The organism is Cytobacillus sp. QJM3NY_8 (assembly GCF_056173585.1).
The window spans coordinates 32,700-56,804 of record NZ_CM149681.1; the positions used below are offsets into that span (position 1 = coordinate 32,700).

Consider the following 24,105-nt stretch of genomic DNA (forward strand, 5'->3'; position numbering starts at 1 on the left):
TCTTATATGGAGAGTTTGATCCTGGCTCAGGACGAACGCTGGCGGCGTGCCTAATACATGCAAGTCGAGCGGACAGATGGGAGCTTGCTCCCTGAAGTCAGCGGCGGACGGGTGAGTAACACGTGGGCAACCTGCCTGTAAGACTGGGATAACTCCGGGAAACCGGGGCTAATACCGGATAATTCTTTTCCTCACATGAGGGAAAGCTGAAAGATGGTTTCGGCTATCACTTACAGATGGGCCCGCGGCGCATTAGCTAGTTGGTGAGGTAACGGCTCACCAAGGCAACGATGCGTAGCCGACCTGAGAGGGTGATCGGCCACACTGGGACTGAGACACGGCCCAGACTCCTACGGGAGGCAGCAGTAGGGAATCTTCCGCAATGGACGAAAGTCTGACGGAGCAACGCCGCGTGAGTGATGAAGGTTTTCGGATCGTAAAACTCTGTTGTTAGGGAAGAACAAGTACCGGAGTAACTGCCGGTACCTTGACGGTACCTAACCAGAAAGCCACGGCTAACTACGTGCCAGCAGCCGCGGTAATACGTAGGTGGCAAGCGTTGTCCGGAATTATTGGGCGTAAAGCGCGCGCAGGCGGTTCCTTAAGTCTGATGTGAAAGCCCCCGGCTCAACCGGGGAGGGTCATTGGAAACTGGGGAACTTGAGTGCAGAAGAGAAGAGTGGAATTCCACGTGTAGCGGTGAAATGCGTAGAGATGTGGAGGAACACCAGTGGCGAAGGCGACTCTTTGGTCTGTAACTGACGCTGAGGCGCGAAAGCGTGGGGAGCAAACAGGATTAGATACCCTGGTAGTCCACGCCGTAAACGATGAGTGCTAAGTGTTAGAGGGTTTCCGCCCTTTAGTGCTGCAGCAAACGCATTAAGCACTCCGCCTGGGGAGTACGGCCGCAAGGCTGAAACTCAAAGGAATTGACGGGGGCCCGCACAAGCGGTGGAGCATGTGGTTTAATTCGAAGCAACGCGAAGAACCTTACCAGGTCTTGACATCTCCTGACAACCCTAGAGATAGGGCGTTCCCCTTCGGGGGACAGGATGACAGGTGGTGCATGGTTGTCGTCAGCTCGTGTCGTGAGATGTTGGGTTAAGTCCCGCAACGAGCGCAACCCTTGATCTTAGTTGCCAGCATTCAGTTGGGCACTCTAAGGTGACTGCCGGTGACAAACCGGAGGAAGGTGGGGATGACGTCAAATCATCATGCCCCTTATGACCTGGGCTACACACGTGCTACAATGGATGGTACAAAGGGCTGCGAGACCGCGAGGTTAAGCGAATCCCATAAAACCATTCTCAGTTCGGATTGCAGGCTGCAACTCGCCTGCATGAAGCCGGAATCGCTAGTAATCGCGGATCAGCATGCCGCGGTGAATACGTTCCCGGGCCTTGTACACACCGCCCGTCACACCACGAGAGTTTGTAACACCCGAAGTCGGTGGGGTAACCTTTTGGAGCCAGCCGCCTAAGGTGGGACAGATGATTGGGGTGAAGTCGTAACAAGGTAGCCGTATCGGAAGGTGCGGCTGGATCACCTCCTTTCTAAGGATATTTACATGAAACGTGACGCGTTTTGTTCGTTCAGTTTTGAGAGTTCAACCTCTCACATTTTAATACTTTACCTATTATGTGGGCCTATAGCTCAGCTGGTTAGAGCGCACGCCTGATAAGCGTGAGGTCGATGGTTCGAGTCCATTTAGGCCCACCATCTCATATAATGGGGCCTTAGCTCAGCTGGGAGAGCGCCTGCTTTGCACGCAGGAGGTCAGCGGTTCGATCCCGCTAGGCTCCACCAACCATAACGAATCCATTCGTTATTTTTTGTTCCTTGAAAACTAGATAATGTTAATGAAGAAGCAATAACCGAGTAATCGCCATCTTAGTTTTTTTCTCTTATTTTGAAAATAAGTAAGAGCACAAACCATGAGGACGATGAGCGGCAAAAGGAGATCAAGGAAGCGACCGAGTGAGCACCGGAGCGAGAGAGCTGACGCAGAGATCCGCAGTCGATCAGCGGCCGAAGTAGGTTAAGTTAGAAAGGGCGCACGGTGAATGCCTTGGCACTAGGAGCCGATGAAGGACGGTACTAACACCGATATGCTTCGGGGAGCTGTAAGTAAGCTTTGATCCGGAGATTTCCGAATGGGGAAACCCCCTATCCGTAATGGGATAGGATCTTTACCTGAATACATAGGGTATAGAAGGCAGACCCGGGGAACTGAAACATCTAAGTACCCGGAGGAAGAGAAAGCAAACGCGATTCCCTGAGTAGCGGCGAGCGAAACGGGATTAGCCCAAACCAAGAGGCTTGCCTCTTGGGGTTGTAGGACACTCTACACGGAGTTACAAAGGAACGAGGTAAATGAACAGGTCTGGAAAGGCCGGCCAGAGAAGGTAAAAGCCCTGTAGTTGAAACTTCGTTCCCTCCAGAGTGGATCCTGAGTACGGCGGGACACGAGAAATCCCGTCGGAAGCAGGGAGGACCATCTCCCAAGGCTAAATACTCCCTAGTGACCGATAGTGAACCAGTACCGTGAGGGAAAGGTGAAAAGCACCCCGGAAGGGGAGTGAAAGAGATCCTGAAACCGTGTGCCTACAAGTAGTTAGAGCCCGTTAATGGGTGATAGCGTGCCTTTTGTAGAATGAACCGGCGAGTTACGATTACATGCGAGGTTAAGTTGATGAGACGGAGCCGCAGCGAAAGCGAGTCTGAATAGGGCGAATGAGTATGTGGTCGTAGACCCGAAACCAGGTGATCTACCCATGTCCAGGGTGAAGTCCAGGTAACACTGGATGGAGGCCCGAACCCACGCACGTTGAAAAGTGCGGGGATGAGGTGTGGGTAGCGGAGAAATTCCAATCGAACTTGGAGATAGCTGGTTCTCTCCGAAATAGCTTTAGGGCTAGCCTCATGTAGTAAGAGTCTTGGAGGTAGAGCACTGTTTGGACTAGGGGCCCCCATCGGGTTACCGAATTCAGACAAACTCCGAATGCCAAAGACTTATCCATGGGAGTCAGACTGCGAGTGATAAGATCCGTAGTCAAGAGGGAAACAGCCCAGACCACCAGCTAAGGTCCCAAAGTATACGTTAAGTGGAAAAGGATGTGGAGTTGCTTAGACAACCAGGATGTTGGCTTAGAAGCAGCCACCATTTAAAGAGTGCGTAATAGCTCACTGGTCGAGTGACTCCGCGCCGAAAATGTACCGGGGCTAAACGTATCACCGAAGCTGTGGATTGACATCTTACGATGTCAGTGGTAGGAGAGCGTTCTAAGGGCGTTGAAGCCAGACCGCAAGGACTGGTGGAGCGCTTAGAAGTGAGAATGCCGGTATGAGTAGCGAAAGATGGGTGAGAATCCCATCCACCGAATGCCTAAGGTTTCCTGAGGAAGGCTCGTCCGCTCAGGGTTAGTCGGGACCTAAGCCGAGGCTGAAAAGCGTAGGCGATGGACAACAGGTTGATATTCCTGTACCACCTCTTTACCGTTTGAGCAATGGGGGGACGCAGGAGGATAGGGTAAGCACGCTGCTGGATTAGCGTGTCCAAGCAGTTAGGCCGGTAACGAGGCAAATCCCGTTACCACATAGGCTGAGCTGTGACGGCGAGGGAAATTTAGTACCGAAGTTCCTGATTCCACACTGCCAAGAAAAGCCTCTAGCGAGGGAAAAGGTGCCCGTACCGCAAACCGACACAGGTAGGCGAGGAGAGAATCCTAAGGTGAGCGAGAGAACTCTCGTTAAGGAACTCGGCAAAATGACCCCGTAACTTCGGGAGAAGGGGTGCTCATTAGGGTGAATAGCCCTGATGAGCCGCAGTGAATAGGCCCAGGCGACTGTTTAGCAAAAACACAGGTCTCTGCGAAGCCGCAAGGCGAAGTATAGGGGCTGACGCCTGCCCGGTGCTGGAAGGTTAAGAGGAGAGGTTAGCGCAAGCGAAGCTTTGAATCGAAGCCCCAGTAAACGGCGGCCGTAACTATAACGGTCCTAAGGTAGCGAAATTCCTTGTCGGGTAAGTTCCGACCCGCACGAAAGGCGTAACGATCTGGGCACTGTCTCAACGAGAGACTCGGTGAAATTATAGTACCTGTGAAGATGCAGGTTACCCGCGACAGGACGGAAAGACCCCGTGGAGCTTTACTGTAGCCTGATATTGAATTTTGGTACAGCTTGTACAGGATAGGTAGGAGCCTGAGAAGCCGGAGCGCCAGCTTCGGTGGAGGCGTCGGTGGGATACTACCCTGGCTGTATTGAAATTCTAACCCGCGCCCCTTATCGGGGCGGGAGACAGTGTCAGGTGGGCAGTTTGACTGGGGCGGTCGCCTCCTAAAAAGTAACGGAGGCGCCCAAAGGTTCCCTCAGAATGGTTGGAAATCATTCGCAGAGTGTAAAGGCACAAGGGAGCTTGACTGCGAGACCTACAAGTCGAGCAGGGACGAAAGTCGGGCTTAGTGATCCGGTGGTTCCGCATGGAAGGGCCATCGCTCAACGGATAAAAGCTACCCCGGGGATAACAGGCTTATCTCCCCCAAGAGTCCACATCGACGGGGAGGTTTGGCACCTCGATGTCGGCTCATCGCATCCTGGGGCTGTAGTCGGTCCCAAGGGTTGGGCTGTTCGCCCATTAAAGCGGTACGCGAGCTGGGTTCAGAACGTCGTGAGACAGTTCGGTCCCTATCCGTCGTGGGCGCAGGAAATTTGAGAGGAGCCGTCCTTAGTACGAGAGGACCGGGATGGACGCACCGCTGGTGTACCAGTTGTCTTGCCAAAGGCATCGCTGGGTAGCTATGTGCGGAAGGGATAAGTGCTGAAAGCATCTAAGCATGAAGCCCCCCTCGAGATGAGATTTCCCATAGCGTCAAGCTAGTAAGATCCCTGAAAGATGATCAGGTTGATAGGTCAGAGGTGGAAGCGTGGCGACATGTGGAGCTGACTGATACTAATCGATCGAGGACTTAACCAAGTTATATGGTTAATACTCGGCAAATACTTCTTCATACATTATCTAGTTTTGAGGGAACGAAGTTTCTTCAACCAAATAGTCCGGTGGCGATAGCGAGAAGGTCACACCCGTTCCCATACCGAACACGGAAGTTAAGCTTCTCAGCGCCGATGGTAGTTGGGGGCTGTCCCCTGTGAGAGTAGGACGCTGCCGGGCATATGAAAGAGCACCTGATGAGTGCTCTTTTTTTGTATGTGGATGATTTATTGAATCCAAATATCTTCTTACTCATCTTTTTATGAAAAATGCATATATGCGTCACTTCAGCTAAAAAAATGCGCCACTTTCACTCATATATGTGCCAAAATTAAATGATATGCGCCACTCTTTATTCCGCCGTCTGTTTTAAAAGTCAAATCTGTTTTCAGCAAAGATGAATTGTGCCAAATGTGAAATAAAAATCAAAACATGCGAGATAAAATCGAATTCCTGCTAGTTAAAATCAAAAACCTGTTACATAAATCCAATTCATGTCAGATAACACTGAGATTAATGACTCAGCGGCCCAACAAACCGGCAAAAAAATAAAAAGCCCCTATCAAAGGGCTTACATTTCAAGAAAATATCTCCGGCATGGTTATTTTCCGCAGTTTCTTTAAGTAATAATTATATTTTGGATTGCTTGTATCCGTGGTGACTAAATCTTTTTCACAATCTGTGCAGATAAAAGAAGTGTATAGATGTATTCCCCTGGTTTTTGCCTGCTCGCATATGACACATTCTTCCCCTGCATGTTTTTTTGCTAATAGCGAACCCAATCACTCCACCTCCATACACTTATTTTGCCCAGATCAATGTTATTGTATACAATTTTTCGAATATTCATTGGCGGGTTTTTTGAGGTTACTTGATTTATATTGTATGATGGAAATCTAATTTGGGTGTATGTCTATAATGGATTTCTTTCATAAATTTCCTTAATCCTTTATGGACTGGCGCAGATATCAACCTAATGTTTCTTTTATAGCACGCACATACTTGTTTTGTTAAAATAGGAGAAGAATCTTAGGAAAGTGATGAAGATATGAATCACGAACAGACTCCATTATGGGAACAGTTAAAAAAACATGCTTCACATCAGCCTGTATCTTTTCATGTGCCGGGACATAAGAACGGTCAACTTGCAGGCGGTGAGGAAGCAGATTATTTTAAAGATATTTTAAAGCTCGATGCTACTGAGCTTAGCGGACTGGATGATTTGCATTCTCCTGAAGGAGTCATTTTGAAAGCGCAAAAGCTGCTTGCCGATTTGTATGGGGTTCCAAAAAGTTTTTTCCTTGTTAACGGATCCACCTCAGGGAATCTCGCCATGGTCATGTCAGCCGCAAAGGAAAATGAGACTGTACTTGTTCAGCGGAATTGCCATAAGTCCATTCTTAATGGCATTACTTTGGCTAGGGCTAAGCCTGTCTTCTTAGCGCCTGAGTTTAATGAAGAGTGGGGCGTTGCCGGGGGAGTAGCTTTAGAGACCGTTAAAGAGGCAATCAGACAAAATCCGGAAGCAAAAGCGCTAATCTTAACCTATCCCAATTATTACGGAATGGTGTTTAACCTTGAAAGCATTATTGAGTATGCTCATGATCATGGAGTTCCAGTATTGGTGGATGAAGCGCATGGAGCACATTTGATCGGGGGAGATAGTTTTCCCGCTTCGGCCGTTCAGCTTCAGGCAGACCTGGTTGTACAATCGGCACATAAGACTTTGCCTGCTATGACGATGGGGGCTTATCTGCATTTTAATAGCCGTTTTATAAAGGAAGAAAGAGTGTCCAAATATCTGGGGATTCTCCAATCAAGCAGTCCTTCCTATCCCATTATGGCATCTCTTGATTTGGCAAGAGCCTATTTAGCCTCATTCTCGGGAAAGGATGAGGAAGCGCTGCTTGAAAAGGCGGGGCACTTCCGAAAGAATCTAAGTAAAATAAAAGGAATTAAAGTACTGAACTTTGAACATAAAAACGGTGATCCTTTAAAAGTGACCATCCAGTCGGCAGCTGCCCTCAGCGGGTATGAACTGCAGGCTCTCCTGGAGAAGCATGGGATCTTTACGGAAATGGCAGATCCTTATAATGTCCTATTTGTATTGCCTCTTTTGAAAAAAGATATGGATTATCCATTTGAACGGGTTATTCAATGCTTGGAAGAGGAGCTGAAATCATTTGGCCCGGCAGGCCGACATGAAAAAACTCCTTTCAGTAAAAGGCCTGTCTCCGGCCTTGCCCTGGAGCAAAAGGAACAAGACCGATGCACCATTAAAACGGTGGCACTGGAAGAGGCGGTTGGTAAAATATGTGCACAGCAGGTGACTCCATATCCGCCAGGCATCCCGCTTTTATTCCCAGGTGAACTCATCGAAGGGGAAGACATAGCAAGCATAAGATTTCAAATTAAGGCCGGAGCACGGTTTCAAAATGGGGAAAATATAAAAAAAGGCAGCATTAACGTTTATCAGGATCTATAACAGCAGCTGGAGGAAGTAAAATGAAAAAAGGTAAGTTTATTACGGTCGAAGGACCTGAGGGTGCCGGAAAAACAACGATTATAGATATGCTGGCAAGCAATCTGGCAAAGGAAGGCTATCAGGTTCTTCAGACAAGAGAGCCTGGCGGAATTGAGATTGCCGAGCAGATCAGAAGTGTCATACTCGATAAAAATAATACAAAGATGGATCCGCGAACAGAGGCTCTGCTGTATGCGGCAGCCAGAAGGCAGCACCTGGCTGAAAAAGTAAAGCCAGCAATGGATAAGGGATATATCATATTATGTGATCGGTTTATTGATAGTTCTCTTGCTTATCAAGGCTATGCAAGGGGCCTTGGCATTGATGAAGTATACTCTATAAACAGCTTTGCCATCGAAGGCATGATGCCTGAACTGACGCTGTATTTTGATATTGAACCGGAGGCCGGGCTGGATCGAATCAACCAGCATAAAGGAAGGGAAGTGAACCGCCTGGACCTGGAAAAGCTTGATTTCCATCACAAAGTGCGGGAAGGCTATTTGAAGCTAATGGAGCTTTACCCGGAGCGCATCTTTAAAATCGATGCTTCGGGAACATTGGAGGAAGTGTATCAGCAGGCGGAGAGCAAGCTGAAAGAAATAATATAAACATTTGCCTTAAAGATCATATTCTTTAAGGCTTTTTTATAAGCTTGCCAGTCAGTTTTTAAAATAATTTTTCCGGTATTCCCTTAATTTCTGCTTGAAGATAAAATAATTGATATAATAAAAGTAAGATAAAACGGATTAAAAACTTGTAAAGGGGATGGGCTTATGAAATTAATTCTGGCAGTCATTCAGGATCAGGACAGCAATAAGCTAATGAATGCGTTGGTTGACAATAATTTTCGTGCGACAAAATTGGCCAGCACGGGCGGATTTTTGAAATCAGGCAATACAACGTTCATGATTGGGACAGAGGATATCCGTGTGGAGAGAGCCCTGCAGATTATTAAGGAAAATTGCAGAGCAAGAGACCAGCTGGTAGCACCTGTATCGCCAATGGGCGGAAATGCTGATTCTTATGTGCCTTACCCTGTGGAAGTCGAAGTTGGCGGTGCGACTGTATTTGTCCTGCCAGTTGAACAATTCCACCATTTTTAATACATTCAAAGGGAGCTTAATGCCCTTTGCGGAGGATTAGGTATGAAAATTAATCAGGAACTTCGGCTCAAGATGGAAAATGTCCGCAATGAGCAGAAGCAGGCGGCGGGAAACGGCGTGAAATTTTCCGAAATGGTGCAAAAGCAGGACCAGAAAATGCAGGCTTCTCAGCTTCAGGGTCTGTTAAAAGATATAGATGCCGCTGGAGAAAGGCTTGCCCGCTCCAGAACCTTTAAGGATTTAGCCAAATTTAAAACGCTTGTAAAGCGGTTTGTAAAGGAAGCCGTTGACTTTGGGATGGAGCTGAAGCAATCGCACAGCTGGAATCAGCATGGACAGGGCCGTTCTCTGAAAGTGGTAGAAACGGTTGATGAAAAGCTGTCAGAGCTGACGGATGAACTAATGAAAAAAGAAGAATCATCTATCGATATACTGGGGAAAGTCGGCGAGATTAAGGGGCTTTTAATAAATATATATATGTAAGTGAGTGATCATTGTGGGAAAAACGTGGGAACAGCTGGAGGTCATACAGCCAGTTGTATTGAAAATGTTTAAAAATAGCATAGAGAAGGATCGGCTGGCCCACGCCTACTTATTTGAAGGGATGAAAGGAACGGGAAAGCGGGAAGCAAGCATGCTTTTAGCGAAAAGCCGATTCTGTCTTGAACCGCTTGATGGGTATGTTCCATGTGAAACATGTTCAAACTGTAAGAGGATCAACAGCGGCAATCACCCTGATGTTCATATCCTTGAGCCGGACGGGCTTTCTATCAAAAAAAGTCAGATTCAAAGCCTGCAGGAAGAGTTTTCAAAGACCGGGGTGGAATCTAAGCGCAAGCTTTATGTGATTGTACATGCTGATAGAATGACAGTTAACGCTGCCAACAGTTTGCTTAAATTCCTGGAGGAACCCCATGCAGAGACGACCGCTGTGCTTATTACCGAGCAGTCGCAGCAGATGCTTCCTACTATTCTATCCCGCTGCCAGACCATTTCTTTTAAACCATTATCTCCTGCAGAAATGATTCAGCAATTAAAAAATAATGGAGTGGATCCTGCCCAGGCACCATTACTTGCACAAATTACCAATAATTTGGATGAGGCTTTGCAATATAGTTCTGATGATTGGTTTGTACAAGCGCAAAAAATAGTGTTAAAATTATATGAAGTGGTAAAGAAGAATCCGCTAGAGGCGATGGTTGCCCTGCAGGAGGATTGGTTCTTGCACTTTAAAGAAAAAGAGCAGATTGATCGCGGCTTGGATCTATTACTTCTTATTTTTAAAGATTTACTATATATTCAGCTTGGGAAACAAGACCAGGTTGTCCATCTGAACGAACGAAATCGTTTAGAGCAGTTTGCACTGCAATCTTCTACAAAACGTCTGACGGAACAGATGACGGCTGTTTTGGAAGCCAAAAGAAAATTACAGGCAAATATGAATCCGCAGCTGTTGATGGAACAGCTTGTGCTAAAATTGCAGGAGGGATCTTCCTTTGTATGATGTAGTAGGAGTGCGCTTTAAAAAAGCGGGCAAGATTTATTATTTTGATCCCGGAGATCTCTCAATACAAAAGGATGACTTTGTCATTGTCGAAACTGTCCGAGGCGTAGAATACGGAAAAGTGGTAATTGCCCCGAAGCAGGTCGATGAGCATGATGTTGTCCTTCCATTAAAAAAGGTTCTTCGTATTGCAGATCAAAAGGATCGCATGATTGTCGAGGAGAACAAGCAGGCCGCCAAAGAAGCATATGAGGTCTGCTGTGAAAAGGTCCATACACATCAGCTTGATATGAAGCTGGTCGATGTTGAATATACATTTGACCGAAATAAGGTCATTTTCTACTTTACAGCTGATGGCCGGGTTGACTTTCGCGAGCTTGTCAAAGACCTCGCAGCCATCTTCAGGACAAGGATAGAACTTCGCCAGATTGGTGTGAGGGATGAAGCAAAAATGCTGGGCGGAATTGGTCCATGTGGAAGAATGCTCTGCTGTTCCACCTTCCTTGGTGATTTTGATCCAGTATCCATCAAAATGGCAAAGGACCAGAATCTTTCGTTGAACCCAACGAAAATATCAGGTTTGTGCGGACGCTTAATGTGCTGCCTGAAGTATGAAAATGATGAGTACGAAGCAGCAAAAGAACAGCTTCCGGACCTTGGGGAATGGATTCAGACCCCTGATGGAGCTGGAAAAGTGGTAGGCTTGAATATATTGGAGCGTGTTCTGCAGGTTGATGTAAAAGAAGCGGAGCGCGTCCTCGAATATACATTGGATGAAATTTTAAAACAAGGTGCTGTATCAGTTCAGTCCACAGATTAAGAGGTGGAAGTCGTGGATAAAAAAGAAATCTTTGACTCAGTGAGTAATATGGAAACCCAAATTGGAGAGTTATATCAGCAGCTTGGTGAGTTAAAGCAGCATTTGGCAGAAATACTTGAAGAGAATAACTCTTTAAAGCTGGAAAATGAACATTTAAGACGTCATTTAGACATATCAGCGAAAAAGGAAAGTACATCGGCGAAAAAAGGCAAATCAGAGCAGTCTGCCGATGCTGCTGATGATGATAAGGTGATTGATATTGGAGAAGGCTATGATAACCTTGCCCGCCTTTATCAGGAAGGCTTTCACATTTGCAATCTCCATTTCGGCAGCCCTCGAAAAGAGGGAGACTGTCTGTTTTGCTTGTCTTTCCTGAATAAGAAGTAAATTTTAGCCTTCCTGATGATAGGAAGGCTATTTTTCCATAGAGGCAAAGAATCAGAGTAGCATGGAGGATCAAGAATGGATTTTTTAAAAGAAGGGGAGCGGCTGGACTATTTGCTGGCTGAAGATTTGAGAATTATTCAAAGCCCGGCCGTTTTTTCTTTTTCACTGGATGCTGTCCTGCTGGCCAGGTTTGTATATGTACCGATTCAAAAAGGCAATCTCATTGATTTGTGCAGCGGAAATGGTGTGATTCCGCTTTTTTTAAGCACACGAACAAAGGGGGCCATTACAGGCGTCGAGATTCAGGAGCGTTTGCATGATATGGCAGTCAGAAGCATTGAATACAATAAGCTTCAAGGCCGGATTGAGATGATTCGCGGGGATATTAAAGAAATACATCAGGTTTTAGGATATGGGAAATTTGATGTTGTGACCTGCAACCCGCCCTATTTCCCTACTCCTTCCCGGGAAGAAATCAATGAGAATGAACATTTGGCGATAGCCCGCCATGAAATCCTCTGTACACTGGAGGATGCGATTAAAGCATCAAGCGGTCTTGCGAAACAGGGCGGCAAGGTAGCATTTGTACACAGGCCGGGAAGGTTCCTGGACATTGTCACGCTCATGCGCAAGTATAAGCTCGAGCCAAAAAGGGTGCAATTCGTCTACCCGAAGGCCGGAAAAGAAGCGAACACCCTGCTAATTGAGGCAGTAAAAAACGGTAATCCGGATCTGAAAATCCTGCCTCCTTTATTTGTATATAATGAAGAAAATGAATATACACCTGAAATGAGAGAGATTTTATATGGAGAATAGCCATTATTTTTATGTTCTCCATTGCCGTGATGGCAGCTTATATGCAGGATACACTAATGATCTTGAAAAACGGGTGAAGGCCCATAATGAAGGAAAAGGGGCCAAGTATACAAGGGGCAGGGGGCCGGTGGAGCTGGTCTTCTCCCGCCCTTTTTTGGAAAAAGGCGAAGCGATGAGAGCAGAATATGAATTTAAGCAATGGTCCAGGAAAAAGAAGGATGAGTTTTTAATGAAAGAGACGGGTGGTACATATGTGGCAGCAAAAAAGCTTTGAACATGAAGAAACAAAGGGAATTTTATACTTAGTCCCGACTCCGATCGGCAATCTGGAAGATATGAGCTTCCGAGCAGTAAGAATCCTGAAGGAAGCTGACTATATTGCAGCGGAGGACACACGCAATACGAAGAAGCTCTGCAATCATTTTGAAATCGCCACACCCATTATCAGCTATCATGAACATAATAAGGAGGCAAGCGGACAGAAGCTGCTTGAGAAAGTGGCTAATGGCGCAAAGATTGCCCTTGTCAGTGATGCAGGAATGCCTGCGATTTCAGATCCGGGCTTCGATCTTGTAGTGGCGGCGGCTGAAGAAAAGCTGACAGTGGTCCCCCTGCCTGGTGCGAATGCTGCCCTTACCGGACTGATTGCTTCCGGCATTGATACTCAGCCTTTTTATTTCTACGGATTCCTGAACAGGCAGAAGAAACTTAAGAAGCAGGAGCTGGAGAATCTCTCAAAGCTTTCGGCAACCATCATCTTATATGAAGCTCCCCACCGCCTGAAGGAAACTCTCTCGCTGATGTCGGATATTATGGGCAACAGGAATATCGCGTTATGCCGCGAACTGACGAAGAGATATGAAGAATTTATCCGGGGAACTGTAGGGGAAGCAATGGAATGGGCTTCGAACGGCGAGGTAAGAGGAGAATTTGTGATTATTATTGAAGGAACTTCCGAGGCTGTTCAGGATGAAGAAACAGCCTGGTGGGAGAATCTCCCGGTTGAAGATCATGTTAGACATTATATAGAAGAAACTGGACTCTCGAGCAAAGAAGCCATTAAGCAAACGGCAAAAGACCGGGGATTAAATAAGCGGGATGTTTACCATGCTTATCATATTGAGGAATAAAAAAAAAGCTTCTCACACGCGTGAGAAGCTTTTCTTCATTCTTATTTTGCTAATTCAAAAGTGTTTTGAATTTCTTTTAACAGCTGTTCAGCACCGTCACGGCTTAGAATTAATTTGCCGTTAGCTAAAGAGATATTTTCATCAGATACTTCCCCAGTAACTTGGCAAGTCATGTTTGGCTTGTACTTTTTAAGGATGATTCTTTCGTCATCTACGTAGATTTCCAAAGCGTCCTTTTCGGCAATTCCAAGTGTACGTCTTAATTCGATAGGGATAACTACACGGCCAAGCTCATCAACTTTACGAACAATACCTGTGGATTTCATAATAAAAGTCTCCTCTCAAATCTCCAATAATATTTTTCTCTATCTATGTTGTTTCGTCATTATTCGACAAAATCTTTATTACATTTATAATACCAGCCATTCCCATATACGTCAATTACTTTATTTTCAATTAAAATAGAAAATTTTGGGATGCCAATTGAAGCGTTGATATAACAACGTTTTTATAGAAATAAAGAAGGTTTAATATAGAAAGGGGAAAGAACTACTCAAAAAGCAGTAATATGACTCATTTCGACATTTCGACAAAATTCTACAATTATTATACTTTTGCTATAATAATATTCGAAAGTTAATTTCCTTTTTTAGGGATAGAAAATAAAAAAATTTATTTTAAGAAGAATCCTGCCATCCCTTCTGCCTATTGGTTGCACAATTTCAACTTTTTAGGTATATTTTGATGGTATAAGAGGTTATGCTGACGAATATAACTTCTTGTAAAATATCGATATAGCAGGCCCAATAACGGCACGATTTTCTGATTAATACTCTCGTCCAAATTGGGCGGGATTTTTTAAAATTTAAGAAAGTATAACGTTAGACTTCGATAACTATCTAGCTCCGGCGCCTACCCCCTCTAGGTACAAGCCAATCCTCCCAGAAAGGCAAAGAACGCCTTTCCGTGAGGATCGTCTTGTGCTTGTCGGGGGTGGGCAAGGCGCTTGCGCTTTTAAAATGAGGGAGGGAATCTTGTGGAGGACAAATTAAAGACGTTTTATTTAACCACTCCAATTTATTATCCTAGCGGAAATTTACATATAGGACATGCCTATACAACTGTTGCCGGTGATGCGATGGCGCGTTACAAGCGCATGCGCGGCTTTGACGTTATGTACCTGACGGGAACGGATGAACATGGACAGAAGATTCAGGAGAAGGCAGAAGAAAAAGGAGTAACACCGCAGCAGTACGTAGATGAAATTGTCGCCGGTATCCAGGAACTCTGGAAGAAGCTTGATATTTCCTATGATGACTTTATCCGTACTACTCAAGACAGACATAAGCAGATTGTAGAAAAAATTTTCGCTCAGCTTGTGGAACAGGGCGATATTTATCTTGGTGAATATGAGGGATGGTATTGTACGCCATGTGAGTCTTATTACACAGAACGGCAGCTTGTGGATGGAAACTGCCCTGACTGCGGACGTCCAGTTCATAAAGTAAAAGAAGAATCCTATTTCTTTAAGGTAAGCAAGTACGCTGACAGGCTTCTGCAGTATTATGAAGAAAATCCATCTTTTATACAGCCTGAATCCCGCAAGAATGAGATGATCAATAACTTCATTAAACCTGGCCTCGAGGATTTGGCGGTATCCAGGACCACTTTTGACTGGGGAGTGAAAGTGCCGAACAATCCTAAGCATGTTGTTTATGTATGGATCGACGCACTATCAAATTACATCACAGCGCTTGGCTATGGAACCGATGATGATTCCAAGTATCTGAACTATTGGCCTGCTGATGTACACCTGGTAGGGAAGGAAATTGTGCGCTTCCATACGATTTACTGGCCAATCATGCTGATGGCATTGGATCTGCCTCTTCCGAAAAAAGTGTTTGCTCATGGCTGGCTATTGATGAAGGACGGCAAAATGTCCAAATCAAAAGGAAATGTAGTGGATCCTGTTACCCTTATCGACCGGTATGGTCTGGATGCACTTCGCTATTACCTGCTTCGCGAAGTGCCATTCGGCGCAGACGGAGTGTTTACCCCAGAAGGTTTTGTGGAAAGAATCAACTTTGATCTTGCCAATGATTTAGGAAACCTTTTGAATCGGACGATTGCGATGGTTAATAAATATTTTGACGGTGTCATTCCGTCATATAAAGATTCAAACGGAGAGTTTGACCAGCAGCTGCTGCAAATGAACCGTGAGACGGTTTCCAAGTATGAGGAAGCAATGGAAAAAATGGAGTTCTCTGTTGCTCTTTCGGCAGTCTGGCAGCTTGTCAGCAGAACGAATAAATATATAGATGAAACGCAGCCCTGGGCTCTTGCCAAAGAGGAAGAGAAAAGGGAAGATCTTGCGAGTGTGATGGCCCATCTGGCGGAATCCCTGCGCAGAATCGCGGTGCTTCTGCAGCCATTCCTGACACGTACGCCAAAAGAAGTATTCTCACAGCTGAATGTAAACGAAGAAGCATTAACATCTTGGGAAAGCCTTGAAAAATTCGGTCTTATTCCTGAAGGCACAAAGGTATTAAAGGGAGAACCGATTTTCCCTCGCCTGGATATTAATGAAGAAGTTGAGTTCATTAAAACCAAAATGCAGGGATCTGTTCCTAAAGAGGAAGCAAAGCCGGAAGCAAAAGCAGAGGAAAAGCCGGATAGTGAGGAAATCACAATCGATGACTTTATGAAAGTCGATTTAAGAGTGGCTCAGGTCATTCAGGCTGAACCGGTGAAAAAAGCTGATAAGCTCTTAAAATTACAGCTTGATCTTGGCTATGAAAAGCGCCAGGTCGTTTCGGGGATTGCCAAATTCTATAAGCCGGAAGACCTAGTCGGCAGAAAAGTCATCTGCGTCACAAATTTGAAGCCTGTTAAACTTCGCGGTGAGCTTTCAGAAGGAATGATTTTAGCAGGAGGAAAAGACGGAGAACTTTCACTTGCCACAATCGCTGAATCTCTTCCATTGGGTGCAAGGGTAAAATAATATTATTGATTTCTCCTGTTAAACATAAAAAACATAGAAGTGTTAAGCGTATACCGTGGGCATTTCTATGTTTTTTATTTTTGGAAAAAATTATACTTAGAAAGTAATTTCTAGTGAGTTTATTAAATTAACCATTCTGCTAACACATTATTTTTGTTACATTCCTGACATAATAGTAATAGAAAAATAATATGGGAAAAAAGGAGTTTTTTGATGTTTTTCGACACACACGCACACCTTAATGCCGAACAATATAACGAAGATTTACAAGAGGTGATTGACAGGGCCCTTGATGAAGGAATTTCCAACATCGTGGTCGTTGGGTTTGACCGTCCAACGATTGAGAAGGCGATGGAGCTGACTGAGAAATACGATTTCATCTACGCAAGTGTAGGATGGCATCCGGTTGATGCCATCGATATGACAGAGGATGATCTTCAGTGGATCGAAGAGCTTTCCAGCCATCCAAAAGTCGTTGCACTGGGAGAAATGGGCCTGGATTATTATTGGGACAAGTCACCAAAGGATATTCAGCAGGAAGTCTTCCGCAAGCAGATCCGTCTGGCAAAAAAAGTTAAGCTTCCCATCGTTATCCATAACCGTGATGCCACAGCAGATATAGTCGAAATCCTTAAGGAAGAAGGAGCGGGAGAAGTAGGCGGCATCATGCATTGCTTTAGCGGCAGCCCTGAAATTGCCAAAGAGTGTGTAGATATGAACTTTTTTATTTCACTTGGAGGCCCGGTGACATTCAAGAATGCAAAAAAGCCAAAAGAAGTAGCCGATGTGATTCCGCTTGAAAAGCTATTGATTGAAACAGACTGCCCTTACCTTACCCCTCATCCATTTAGAGGAAAACGGAATGAACCTAGCTATGTCAAACTAGTTGCAGAGCAGATAGCTGAAATAAAAGGACTATCGGTAGAGGAAGTTGCACAAGCAACCACAGAAAATGCAAAAAAATTATTCGGCATAAACTGATATCTCTTTTTGTCGAAACCTGTGGGAGCTTGTCCAAATTTTTTCTGATTCTAAAAAGTTCTACATGTCTCTGTCTTCTCATAGGATAACCATGTCGATAAGTCTCTCTTTCCTTTCTCCTGGTTTTTTTGCATAATAGGAAATACGTTTACGAGAGGGCTTGCCATTTACTAGAAAAAGTGCTGTTCTAGCACCCCTGCCGATCGAGCGGAGGGCGTTTGCTGCTAGTTGAGGAGCGTGACAGATAGAGAACCGGCAGTCTGAAGGGTTGAGGAACTTCCGGAATCGCTCCCGGTTGCTGAGCGCCTGATCGGCAGAAAACGAGGGATTACCAAAAAAGATGTAAAAATCCCTAAATCAAAAAAAAGAAGGATTTTTCAGATGAGTGTGGAAAAGTATAAATCCAAGGCAAGCATCATCGAAAACGGGGCATTTGCAAGAAGGCATGCATAGAGAGGAGCTGTCTTTCATACATAGAGATAGAGTGCAGTTCTATGAATTCAGGCAATCATAGCCCGATGCCTGCATTCACCAGCCTTTCGGAAGCTGGAAAATTGAAAGAGTTGACAGTCGGCAAGATACTCTATATAATCACTCCGAGAGAAAAGGAGGCGTTTTTCATCGTGATTCAAAACATGAAAAACCTGTTATCCAAGTCTTTGAGTAAAAAGAAATTGGCCATTTTTTCTGCTAGTTTAGTAGTCTTTGCTGCTGCCTGCGGTTTCATTGCATATGAAACGACAAAGAAAACAGTAGCACTGACGATAGATGGCCAAGAGAAAGTCATCAAAACGCATGCATCAACGATTCAAGATATATTCGATGATCTAGATATTTCACTTCGCTCAGAAGATTATGTGTTTCCCTCGGTAAACACAGAGGTTAAGGACAATACAGAAATTGTCTATGAACCGGCTAAACAGGTGAACGTTGTAACAGATAACGAGAAGAAAACGATTTGGACGGCTGCAAAGACGGTCGGGGACGTTTTAAAAGAACAGAATATTACTCTGACTGAACATGATAAGGTTCAGCCAAAGCCAGAGGATAAAATTAAAAGCAACCTTGAAATTCAAGTAGAGAAAGCATTCGCTTTAACGCTTAATCATGGCGGCAAAGAGAAGCAGGTTTGGTCAACTTCGACTACGGTCGCTGACTTTTTATCACAGCAGGGAATCAAGATCAATGATTTAGACCGTGTTGAACCAAAGTTGGAAGAGACAGTCAAAGCCAATGACATCATAAAAGTCATTCGAGTTGAAAAAGTCACCGATGTAGTGGAAGAACCAATTAATTTCGCAGTTGTGACAAAGAAAGATAATAGCTTGGCTAAAGGCACTGAAAAGGTGATGAATGCTGGAAAAGAAGGCCTTAAGGCGAAAGAATTTGAAGTCGTCCTGGAGAATGGCAAGGAAGTTTCCAGAAAGCTGATCAGTGAAAAGCAAGTGAAAGAAAAGCAGGATAAAGTCGTTGCTGTCGGAACAAAGGTGGCTGCAGCAACACAGGTGGTTTCCCGCGGCACAAGCAGCAAGGCAAGCGGAAAAGAAATATATGTATCGTCAACAGCCTATACGGCCAATTGCAGCGGATGCTCAGGCAAAACTGCTACTGGCTTGGATCTGCGTGCCAATCCGGGTGCAAAGGTCATAGCGGTTGATCCAAGTGTCATTCCCCTTGGAACAAAGGTCTATGTTGAAGGTTATGGCTATGCTGTTGCAGCAGATACAGGCGGCGCCATCCGTGGAAACAAAATCGATGTATTCTTCTCCTCTAAATCAGAAGCTTACAAGTGGGGAAGAAAAACCGTAAAGATTAAAATACTGAACTAATTTTTGTGATGCAGGGGCTTCCCCTGCATTTTTTATTTCAATGCAGAGAAGGTTAATAATTAACATTTTTCATTTCTCAGCTGCATCATATATAATAAGAACTATTCTTTATTACTATATTCTTCTTACATCTATTTAGACGAATTACATTACAGAAATGTTTCAAGTTTTTTTCAATTATTTTATATTTAATTTTTCCTGGAGGAAGTATGAAAATCAAAGAAATTATTGTTGTAGAAGGCAAGGATGATACAGCGGCGATCAAAAGAGCCCTGGATGCCGATACAATTGAAACCAATGGATCTGCCATTAATCAGGAAACCATTGAAAAAATAAAGCTTGCCCAGAAGACCAGAGGGGTAATTGTATTCACAGATCCGGACTTTCCCGGTCAAAAAATCCGGAATACGATCACCAATGATGTACCCGGATGCAAGCATGCCTTTATAGAAAAAGCGGATGCTCTTCATAAGCACGGCAGAGGAGTAGGCGTTGAGCATGCATCGCCTGAAATGATCCGTCAGGCATTACAGGACGCACAGGTTATGCAGGAAACCTATGAAGAAACCATTACCCAGGAAGATCTGGTAACCGCAGGCCTGATTGGCGGAGAGGGCGCCAAGGAAAGAAGAGAAAAGCTTGGCAGACTTCTCAAAATCGGCTACACAAACGGCAAGCAGCTTCATAAGCGCTTAATGATGTTTCAAATCAGCCAGAGAGACTTTGCTGAGGCAATCGAAGCTATTCGCGAGGAGGAACAAAATGCATAAAGATATTGCAACACCAGCCAGAACACGGGCGATTTTGGATAAGTACGGATTTTCTTTTAAGAAAAGCCTGGGACAGAACTTTTTGATCGATACGAATATTCTCCGGAGAATTGTCGATCATGCGGATTTATCGGAAGAATCGGGCGCCATTGAAATAGGCCCTGGAATTGGGGCATTGACTGAACAGCTGGCCCGGAGAAGCAAAAAGGTACTTGCTTTTGAAATTGACCAGCGGCTGCTTCCAATTTTAGAGGAAACTCTATCGCCATATCCCCATGTATCCATCATCAATGAAGATGTATTGAAGGCAGATGTTAAGACAGCAATTGAACAGGAGTTTGAAGGCATTAACGATATTATGGTTGTCGCCAACCTTCCGTATTATGTTACAACGCCGATTATCATGAAATTGCTCGAGGACAAGCTTCCGATCAGAGGAATCGTCTGTATGCTTCAGAAAGAGGTAGCAGACAGAATTTCAGCCCGTCCGGGAACGAAAGAGTACGGCTCACTCTCCATTGCTGTTCAGTACTATACAGAGGCTGAAACGGCCATGATCGTGCCGAAGACGGTCTTTGTTCCGCAGCCGAATGTGGATTCAGCCGTCATCAAACTGACAAAGCGCAAAGAGCCTGCAGTGGCGGTTAAAAGTGAATCCTTCTTTTTTAAGGTGACAAAAGCAAGCTTTGCACAAAGGCGCAAGACTCTGCTGAATAATTTAACAAGCCAGCTTCCTGGAGGAAAACAAAAGAAGGAACATATTCTCTCCGCTCTCGAACAAGCCAATGTCGAGCCGGGCAGAAGAGGGGAAACTCTATCCATTGAAGAATTTGCCCGCTTGAGTGATGCCCTGCTGCCGCATTTTTCATAAAAATGAAGCCCTGCTGAAAACAGCGGGCTTTTTTTTTGCCTCAAATTTTGAACGCCAATAACTGGATAGCACTACAAGGAATGCCTCGTCAGCTTCATCATCATACGAATAAAAGCATAGCTTTTAGGACGAGCACCTGCCCCCCTCGAGGAGTCGGGGGCGGGCAAGGCTTTTCCGCTTTTCTAATTCTACGCACATGTTTATAGACGAATGCATAATTTATGACATAAATAATAAATCACAAACAAGAGACCAGAAGAAGCCCGCGTTTATCCTCGGGCAATTGGAGTGACGACATTGACTATAAATACGATGGATATCGTCGGAAGAATTTCGTATCACTGTGATATTTTATTCCGCGTGATTGATATTAAAGAACAGGGCGGCCAAAAAATGGCCATATTATTCGGAGAAGATATCCGTCTCGTTGCGGATGCTCCCTGTGAGGATTTAATCGTCATTAACCAGGCGCAGCGGATGAAGCTTGAGCAGGAGTATAGGTCGCTTGAGGAACAGTCTTTCCAGCTGATCCGGCAGGACCTGGCTCTTTTAAGAGAGAAGCAGGAGTATGAGGTGACTGACGGCTACAGCAAGACACTTAATTATTTTCAGATACCAGGCAGGGTGCTTCATCTGGATGGTGATCCATCTTATTTAAAGAAATGCTTAAGTGTCTATGAAAAAATAGGAATACCCGTAACTGGAATTCATTGCAGTGAAAAGGAAATGCCGATGAAAATCGGACAGCTCATCGACCATTACAGGCCTGATATCCTGGTTGTAACAGGTCATGATGCCTATTCAAAGTCAAAGGGAAAGAAATCCGATATCAATGCTTATAGGCACTCCAGGGAATTTGTACAGGCGGTGAGGGAAGCGCGGAAAAAAATACCCCACCTTGATCAGCTTGTCATTTTTGCCGGAGCATGCCAGTCCCATTTCGAATCGCTGATCCATGCTGGCGCAAACTTTGCCAGTTCTCCTTCCAGGGTGAATATCCATGCCCTTGACCCCGTATACATTGTTGCGAAAGTCAGCCTTACTCCATTTATGGAAAGAATCAATTTATGGGATATCTTAAGAAATACATTAACAGGTGAAAAGGGACTTGGAGGAATTGAAACCCGGGGAGTCCTGAGAACAGGAATGCCTTACAATGACGATGATCTAAACGAATCCTAATCAGCAGGCCGTTTGTGTATTATAGCGGCTTGTTTTTTTATGTTTTCCCGCAAAAAATTAGAATTTGTTAAGCATTTTTCGAGGAATTTCGCGCATGTGAAATTTGACTATTTCCCAGGTAATGAAATGCAGTCTCATAAGGCTTTCCAAAACTATACATAATCTTTGCCATTTAAGGTAATCCTAAAATTGTTGAAAATTAGAAGAAAAAGTAGAACAAAACATATTGACATTTATTTTTAAACACTGTTATAATTTATATTTTTGTTTGACAGTAATGTGTCAGTGTGATATACTTAACATAGTGAGGTGGACCGAATGGCAAAAACATTATCAGATATTAAAAAAGCTCTTGATTCAAATCTTGGGAAAAGGCTCCTGCTAAAAGCAAATGGCGGGCGCAGAAAGACCATTGAACGCTCAGGGGTTCTGGCAGAAACGTATCCTTCAGTATTTGTGATTGAGTTAGATCAGGATGAAAATGCATTTGAACGGGTATCTTACAGCTATGCAGATGTTTTAACAGAAACGGTTCAAATTACATTCTATGAAGACACATCAGGACAGGTTGCTTTAAGCTAATATATATGACAGCGGGCGGTGAACAAATTGTTTACTGCTTTTTGTTTGCCTATTTTTAAAGCTGTCCCGCGCAAGCAGCCTGCCCCCTTGAGGTGTCGCCGGGGGTGAGCGCCATGGAAGGGCTTCTTTGGATCCTCTCCTCAGGAACAAGCGGTTATTGGCTTGTTCCTGAGGCACTTGCGCTTTTCTTAATGAATAAAAGGTCTTTTTCACATACTATACATACCGCAGTGCGAAAGGGGATGTTAATGTTGGGCAGAAGACGGGGCGTTATGTCAGATGGTTTAAAAGAAGAAATTGCGAAAGAGCTTGGCTTTTATGATGTAGTCCAAAAGGAAGGCTGGGGCGGCATCCGTGCCAAAGATGCCGGCAATATGGTTAAGCGGGCTATCGAAATCGCACAGCAGAACCTTCTTAACAAATAGCATTCGCACAGATTATGTTTAAGCATTAATATGCACTGCGTCAGCCGAAGCCTATGCTTCGGCTTTTCCTTTTATCGAATAGGGTTAACCCTTATATTCCAAGCCACCTGAGCTTTTATGTTTAATTTGTGGTAAAATAGGACAAAAAATGGAGACGCTCTAGAAGAAAAGCACAATACTGCCGCTTATTGCCGTTTAAAATAAAGTCAATACTGAATGTGGTATGGCTTTCCCTGCAGGCCAAAGTGCTTCGCTTGTGGAGCTGGACAGGAGTCCGATTTATAGGAAAGAAGTAGGTGGAAATGTTGAAGGTCATGGTTAAGGCGCCTGCTAAGATCAATTTGTCATTAGATGTTTTACATAAACGGGAAGATGGCTATCATGAAGTGGAAATGATAATGACAACGATTGATTTGGCAGATCGCCTGGAATTAACACTTTTAGATAAAGATGAGATAAAAATTGTCTCTCATAACCGTTTTGTTCCGGATGATCAGCGGAATTTGGCTTATCAGGCTGCACACCTTCTTAAGGAACGGTTTCAAGTGAAAAAAGGTGTGTCCATTACAATAGAAAAAGCAATTCCGGTTGCTGCAGGACTTGCTGGGGGCAGCAGTGATGCAGCGGCAGCTCTAAGAGGCCTTAACAAGCTGTGGGATTTGGGGCTTTCATTGGATGAGCTTGCTGAAATCGGGACGGAAATCGGTTCTGATGTTTCTTTTTGTGTATACGGAGGAACTGCTTTAGCTACTGGAAGAGGGGAAAAGATTCAGCAGCTTCCTGCTCCTCCTACATGCTGGGTCATACTGGCTAAGCCGTTCATCGGCGTATCGACTGCTGATGTTTATAGAAGACTGGACGTAGAGCAGGTACAGCATCCGAATACTGCAGGAATGATCGAAGCGATAAATGCGGGCAGCTATGATGATGTCTGCCGGAACATGGGAAATGTTCTGGAGGATGTAACACTAAATATGCATCCCGAGGTGCTGCAGATAAAAGACCAGATGAAACGATTTGGTGCGGATGCCGTTTTGATGAGCGGCAGCGGACCGACCGTTTTTGGACTTGTGCATCATGATTCAAGAATGCATCGGATTTATAATGGCCTTAGAGGGTTTTGCGATCAGGTTTTTGCGGTCAGAATGCTCGGAGAAAGACATAAGCTTGATTAAATCCGTATATTAATGGTA

At 44.7% G+C, this 24,105-nt stretch carries 21 protein-coding genes, 2 tRNA genes and 3 rRNA genes; 24 read left to right on the top strand and 2 right to left on the bottom strand.

Annotated features, from left to right (window positions below):
• The first annotated feature begins 3 nt into the window (after positions 1-3).
• The 5 genes from AC0VZ9_RS00160 (at position 4) to rrf (ending at position 5,167) form a co-directional block, all read left to right on the top strand.
• Positions 4-1,553: ribosomal RNA gene (locus tag AC0VZ9_RS00160) — 16S ribosomal RNA — on the top strand.
• Positions 1,554-1,642: 89 nt separating this feature from the next.
• A tRNA-Ile gene (locus tag AC0VZ9_RS00165) sits at positions 1,643-1,719 on the top strand.
• A gap of 11 nt (positions 1,720-1,730) precedes the next feature.
• Positions 1,731-1,806 (top strand) — tRNA-Ala (locus AC0VZ9_RS00170).
• 230 nt (positions 1,807-2,036) lie between these two features.
• Positions 2,037-4,972: ribosomal RNA gene (locus AC0VZ9_RS00175) — 23S ribosomal RNA — on the top strand.
• 79 nt (positions 4,973-5,051) lie between these two features.
• Positions 5,052-5,167: ribosomal RNA gene (gene rrf, locus AC0VZ9_RS00180) — 5S ribosomal RNA — on the top strand.
• Together the 16S, 23S and 5S rRNA genes with 2 tRNA genes alongside form the textbook arrangement of a ribosomal RNA operon.
• 398 nt (positions 5,168-5,565) lie before the next feature.
• On the opposite strand, the gene AC0VZ9_RS00185 is transcribed toward rrf, so the two are convergent.
• A complete protein-coding gene (locus AC0VZ9_RS00185; RefSeq protein WP_009336685.1) occupies positions 5,566-5,769 on the bottom strand; it encodes a sigma factor G inhibitor Gin in 204 nt (67 codons plus the stop codon).
• Between the two features lie 266 nt (positions 5,770-6,035).
• Between AC0VZ9_RS00185 and AC0VZ9_RS00190 the strand changes: the two genes are divergently transcribed.
• From AC0VZ9_RS00190 to rsmI, 10 genes are all read left to right on the top strand, one after another.
• Positions 6,036-7,472 carry an aminotransferase class I/II-fold pyridoxal phosphate-dependent enzyme gene (locus AC0VZ9_RS00190; RefSeq protein WP_217027684.1) on the top strand — a complete coding sequence of 479 codons (1,437 nt, stop codon included), beginning with the start codon at positions 6,036-6,038 and terminating at the stop codon, positions 7,470-7,472.
• 20 nt (positions 7,473-7,492) lie between these two features.
• Entirely contained in the window at positions 7,493-8,119 is a 627-nt protein-coding gene (gene tmk / locus AC0VZ9_RS00195; RefSeq protein WP_009336683.1) for a dTMP kinase, read from the top strand.
• A 165-nt stretch (positions 8,120-8,284) separates the two neighbouring features.
• On the top strand, positions 8,285-8,614 hold the full coding sequence (locus AC0VZ9_RS00200; protein ID WP_009336682.1) for a cyclic-di-AMP receptor: 330 nt from the start codon (positions 8,285-8,287) through the stop codon (positions 8,612-8,614).
• 42 nt (positions 8,615-8,656) lie between these two features.
• Entirely contained in the window at positions 8,657-9,097 is a 441-nt protein-coding gene (locus tag AC0VZ9_RS00205) for a YaaR family protein (RefSeq protein ID WP_009336681.1), read from the top strand.
• 13 nt (positions 9,098-9,110) lie between these two features.
• A complete protein-coding gene (holB, locus tag AC0VZ9_RS00210; RefSeq protein ID WP_009336680.1) occupies positions 9,111-10,118 on the top strand; it encodes a DNA polymerase III subunit delta' in 1,008 nt (335 codons plus the stop codon).
• Positions 10,111-10,938 (top strand): PSP1 domain-containing protein, encoded by an 828-nt coding sequence (locus tag AC0VZ9_RS00215; protein ID WP_009336679.1) that lies wholly within the window; start codon positions 10,111-10,113, stop codon positions 10,936-10,938. Before holB ends, AC0VZ9_RS00215 begins: the two co-directional genes overlap by 8 nt.
• A 12-nt stretch (positions 10,939-10,950) precedes the next feature.
• A complete protein-coding gene (yabA, locus tag AC0VZ9_RS00220) occupies positions 10,951-11,325 on the top strand; it encodes a DNA replication initiation control protein YabA (protein ID WP_009336678.1) in 375 nt (124 codons plus the stop codon).
• Between the two features lie 75 nt (positions 11,326-11,400).
• On the top strand, positions 11,401-12,141 hold the full coding sequence (locus AC0VZ9_RS00225; protein WP_009336677.1) for a tRNA1(Val) (adenine(37)-N6)-methyltransferase: 741 nt from the start codon (positions 11,401-11,403) through the stop codon (positions 12,139-12,141).
• Positions 12,131-12,415, top strand: coding sequence for a GIY-YIG nuclease family protein (locus tag AC0VZ9_RS00230; protein ID WP_009336676.1), 285 nt, complete (start codon positions 12,131-12,133; stop codon positions 12,413-12,415). Before AC0VZ9_RS00225 ends, AC0VZ9_RS00230 begins: the two co-directional genes overlap by 11 nt.
• Positions 12,393-13,271, top strand: coding sequence for a 16S rRNA (cytidine(1402)-2'-O)-methyltransferase (gene rsmI, locus AC0VZ9_RS00235; protein WP_009336675.1), 879 nt, complete (start codon positions 12,393-12,395; stop codon positions 13,269-13,271). Before AC0VZ9_RS00230 ends, rsmI begins: the two co-directional genes overlap by 23 nt.
• 41 nt (positions 13,272-13,312) lie before the next feature.
• Here rsmI and AC0VZ9_RS00240 read toward each other — a convergent pair whose 3' ends face one another.
• The gene (locus AC0VZ9_RS00240) at positions 13,313-13,597 is read right to left on the bottom strand and encodes an AbrB/MazE/SpoVT family DNA-binding domain-containing protein (protein WP_009336674.1); all 285 of its coding nucleotides are present in this window, start codon (positions 13,595-13,597) and stop codon (positions 13,313-13,315) included.
• A 710-nt stretch (positions 13,598-14,307) separates the two neighbouring features.
• Between AC0VZ9_RS00240 and metG the strand changes: the two genes are divergently transcribed.
• The 9 genes from metG (at position 14,308) to ispE (ending at position 24,087) form a co-directional block, all read left to right on the top strand.
• The gene (gene metG, locus AC0VZ9_RS00245) at positions 14,308-16,272 is read left to right on the top strand and encodes a methionine--tRNA ligase (RefSeq protein ID WP_475396959.1); all 1,965 of its coding nucleotides are present in this window, start codon (positions 14,308-14,310) and stop codon (positions 16,270-16,272) included.
• 213 nt (positions 16,273-16,485) lie between these two features.
• Positions 16,486-17,253: a TatD family hydrolase gene (locus tag AC0VZ9_RS00250; protein WP_206845878.1), complete on the top strand. Its 768-nt coding sequence runs from the start codon at positions 16,486-16,488 to the stop codon at positions 17,251-17,253.
• A 635-nt stretch (positions 17,254-17,888) separates the two neighbouring features.
• Complete coding sequence (locus tag AC0VZ9_RS00255; protein WP_026041721.1) at positions 17,889-19,082, top strand: G5 and 3D domain-containing protein; 1,194 nt, start codon at positions 17,889-17,891, stop codon at positions 19,080-19,082.
• 209 nt (positions 19,083-19,291) lie between these two features.
• Positions 19,292-19,852, top strand: a complete 561-nt coding sequence (rnmV, locus tag AC0VZ9_RS00260) for a ribonuclease M5 (protein WP_019382040.1) — start codon at positions 19,292-19,294, stop codon at positions 19,850-19,852.
• Entirely contained in the window at positions 19,845-20,723 is an 879-nt protein-coding gene (rsmA, locus tag AC0VZ9_RS00265; protein WP_009336669.1) for a 16S rRNA (adenine(1518)-N(6)/adenine(1519)-N(6))-dimethyltransferase RsmA, read from the top strand. Before rnmV ends, rsmA begins: the two co-directional genes overlap by 8 nt.
• 297 nt (positions 20,724-21,020) lie before the next feature.
• A complete protein-coding gene (gene yabG / locus AC0VZ9_RS00270; RefSeq protein WP_019382042.1) occupies positions 21,021-21,905 on the top strand; it encodes a sporulation peptidase YabG in 885 nt (294 codons plus the stop codon).
• Between the two features lie 318 nt (positions 21,906-22,223).
• A complete protein-coding gene (gene veg, locus AC0VZ9_RS00275; protein WP_009336667.1) occupies positions 22,224-22,487 on the top strand; it encodes a biofilm formation stimulator Veg in 264 nt (87 codons plus the stop codon).
• A 251-nt stretch (positions 22,488-22,738) separates the two neighbouring features.
• Complete coding sequence (locus tag AC0VZ9_RS00280; protein WP_026041722.1) at positions 22,739-22,912, top strand: small, acid-soluble spore protein, alpha/beta type; 174 nt, start codon at positions 22,739-22,741, stop codon at positions 22,910-22,912.
• Between the two features lie 305 nt (positions 22,913-23,217).
• Positions 23,218-24,087, top strand: a complete 870-nt coding sequence (gene ispE / locus AC0VZ9_RS00285; protein WP_019382044.1) for a 4-(cytidine 5'-diphospho)-2-C-methyl-D-erythritol kinase — start codon at positions 23,218-23,220, stop codon at positions 24,085-24,087.
• Positions 24,088-24,105: the final 18 nt, after the last annotated feature.

Bases quoted from the DNA above. Each gene is read 5' to 3' on its own strand.
- AC0VZ9_RS00190 (WP_217027684.1), top strand. From the start codon at position 6,036: ATGAATCACGAACAGACTCCATTATGGGAACAGTTAAAAAAACATGCT.
- tmk (WP_009336683.1), top strand. From the start codon at position 7,493: ATGAAAAAAGGTAAGTTTATTACGGTCGAAGGACCTGAGGGTGCCGGA.
- AC0VZ9_RS00200 (WP_009336682.1), top strand. From the start codon at position 8,285: ATGAAATTAATTCTGGCAGTCATTCAGGATCAGGACAGCAATAAGCTA.
- AC0VZ9_RS00205 (WP_009336681.1), top strand. From the start codon at position 8,657: ATGAAAATTAATCAGGAACTTCGGCTCAAGATGGAAAATGTCCGCAAT.
- AC0VZ9_RS00225 (WP_009336677.1), top strand. From the start codon at position 11,401: ATGGATTTTTTAAAAGAAGGGGAGCGGCTGGACTATTTGCTGGCTGAA.
- AC0VZ9_RS00230 (WP_009336676.1), top strand. From the start codon at position 12,131: ATGGAGAATAGCCATTATTTTTATGTTCTCCATTGCCGTGATGGCAGC.
- rsmI (WP_009336675.1), top strand. From the start codon at position 12,393: ATGTGGCAGCAAAAAAGCTTTGAACATGAAGAAACAAAGGGAATTTTA.
- AC0VZ9_RS00240 (WP_009336674.1), bottom strand. From the start codon at position 13,597: ATGAAATCCACAGGTATTGTTCGTAAAGTTGATGAGCTTGGCCGTGTA.
- AC0VZ9_RS00250 (WP_206845878.1), top strand. From the start codon at position 16,486: ATGTTTTTCGACACACACGCACACCTTAATGCCGAACAATATAACGAA.
- AC0VZ9_RS00255 (WP_026041721.1), top strand. From the start codon at position 17,889: ATGAAAAACCTGTTATCCAAGTCTTTGAGTAAAAAGAAATTGGCCATT.
- rnmV (WP_019382040.1), top strand. From the start codon at position 19,292: ATGAAAATCAAAGAAATTATTGTTGTAGAAGGCAAGGATGATACAGCG.
- rsmA (WP_009336669.1), top strand. From the start codon at position 19,845: ATGCATAAAGATATTGCAACACCAGCCAGAACACGGGCGATTTTGGAT.
- veg (WP_009336667.1), top strand. From the start codon at position 22,224: ATGGCAAAAACATTATCAGATATTAAAAAAGCTCTTGATTCAAATCTT.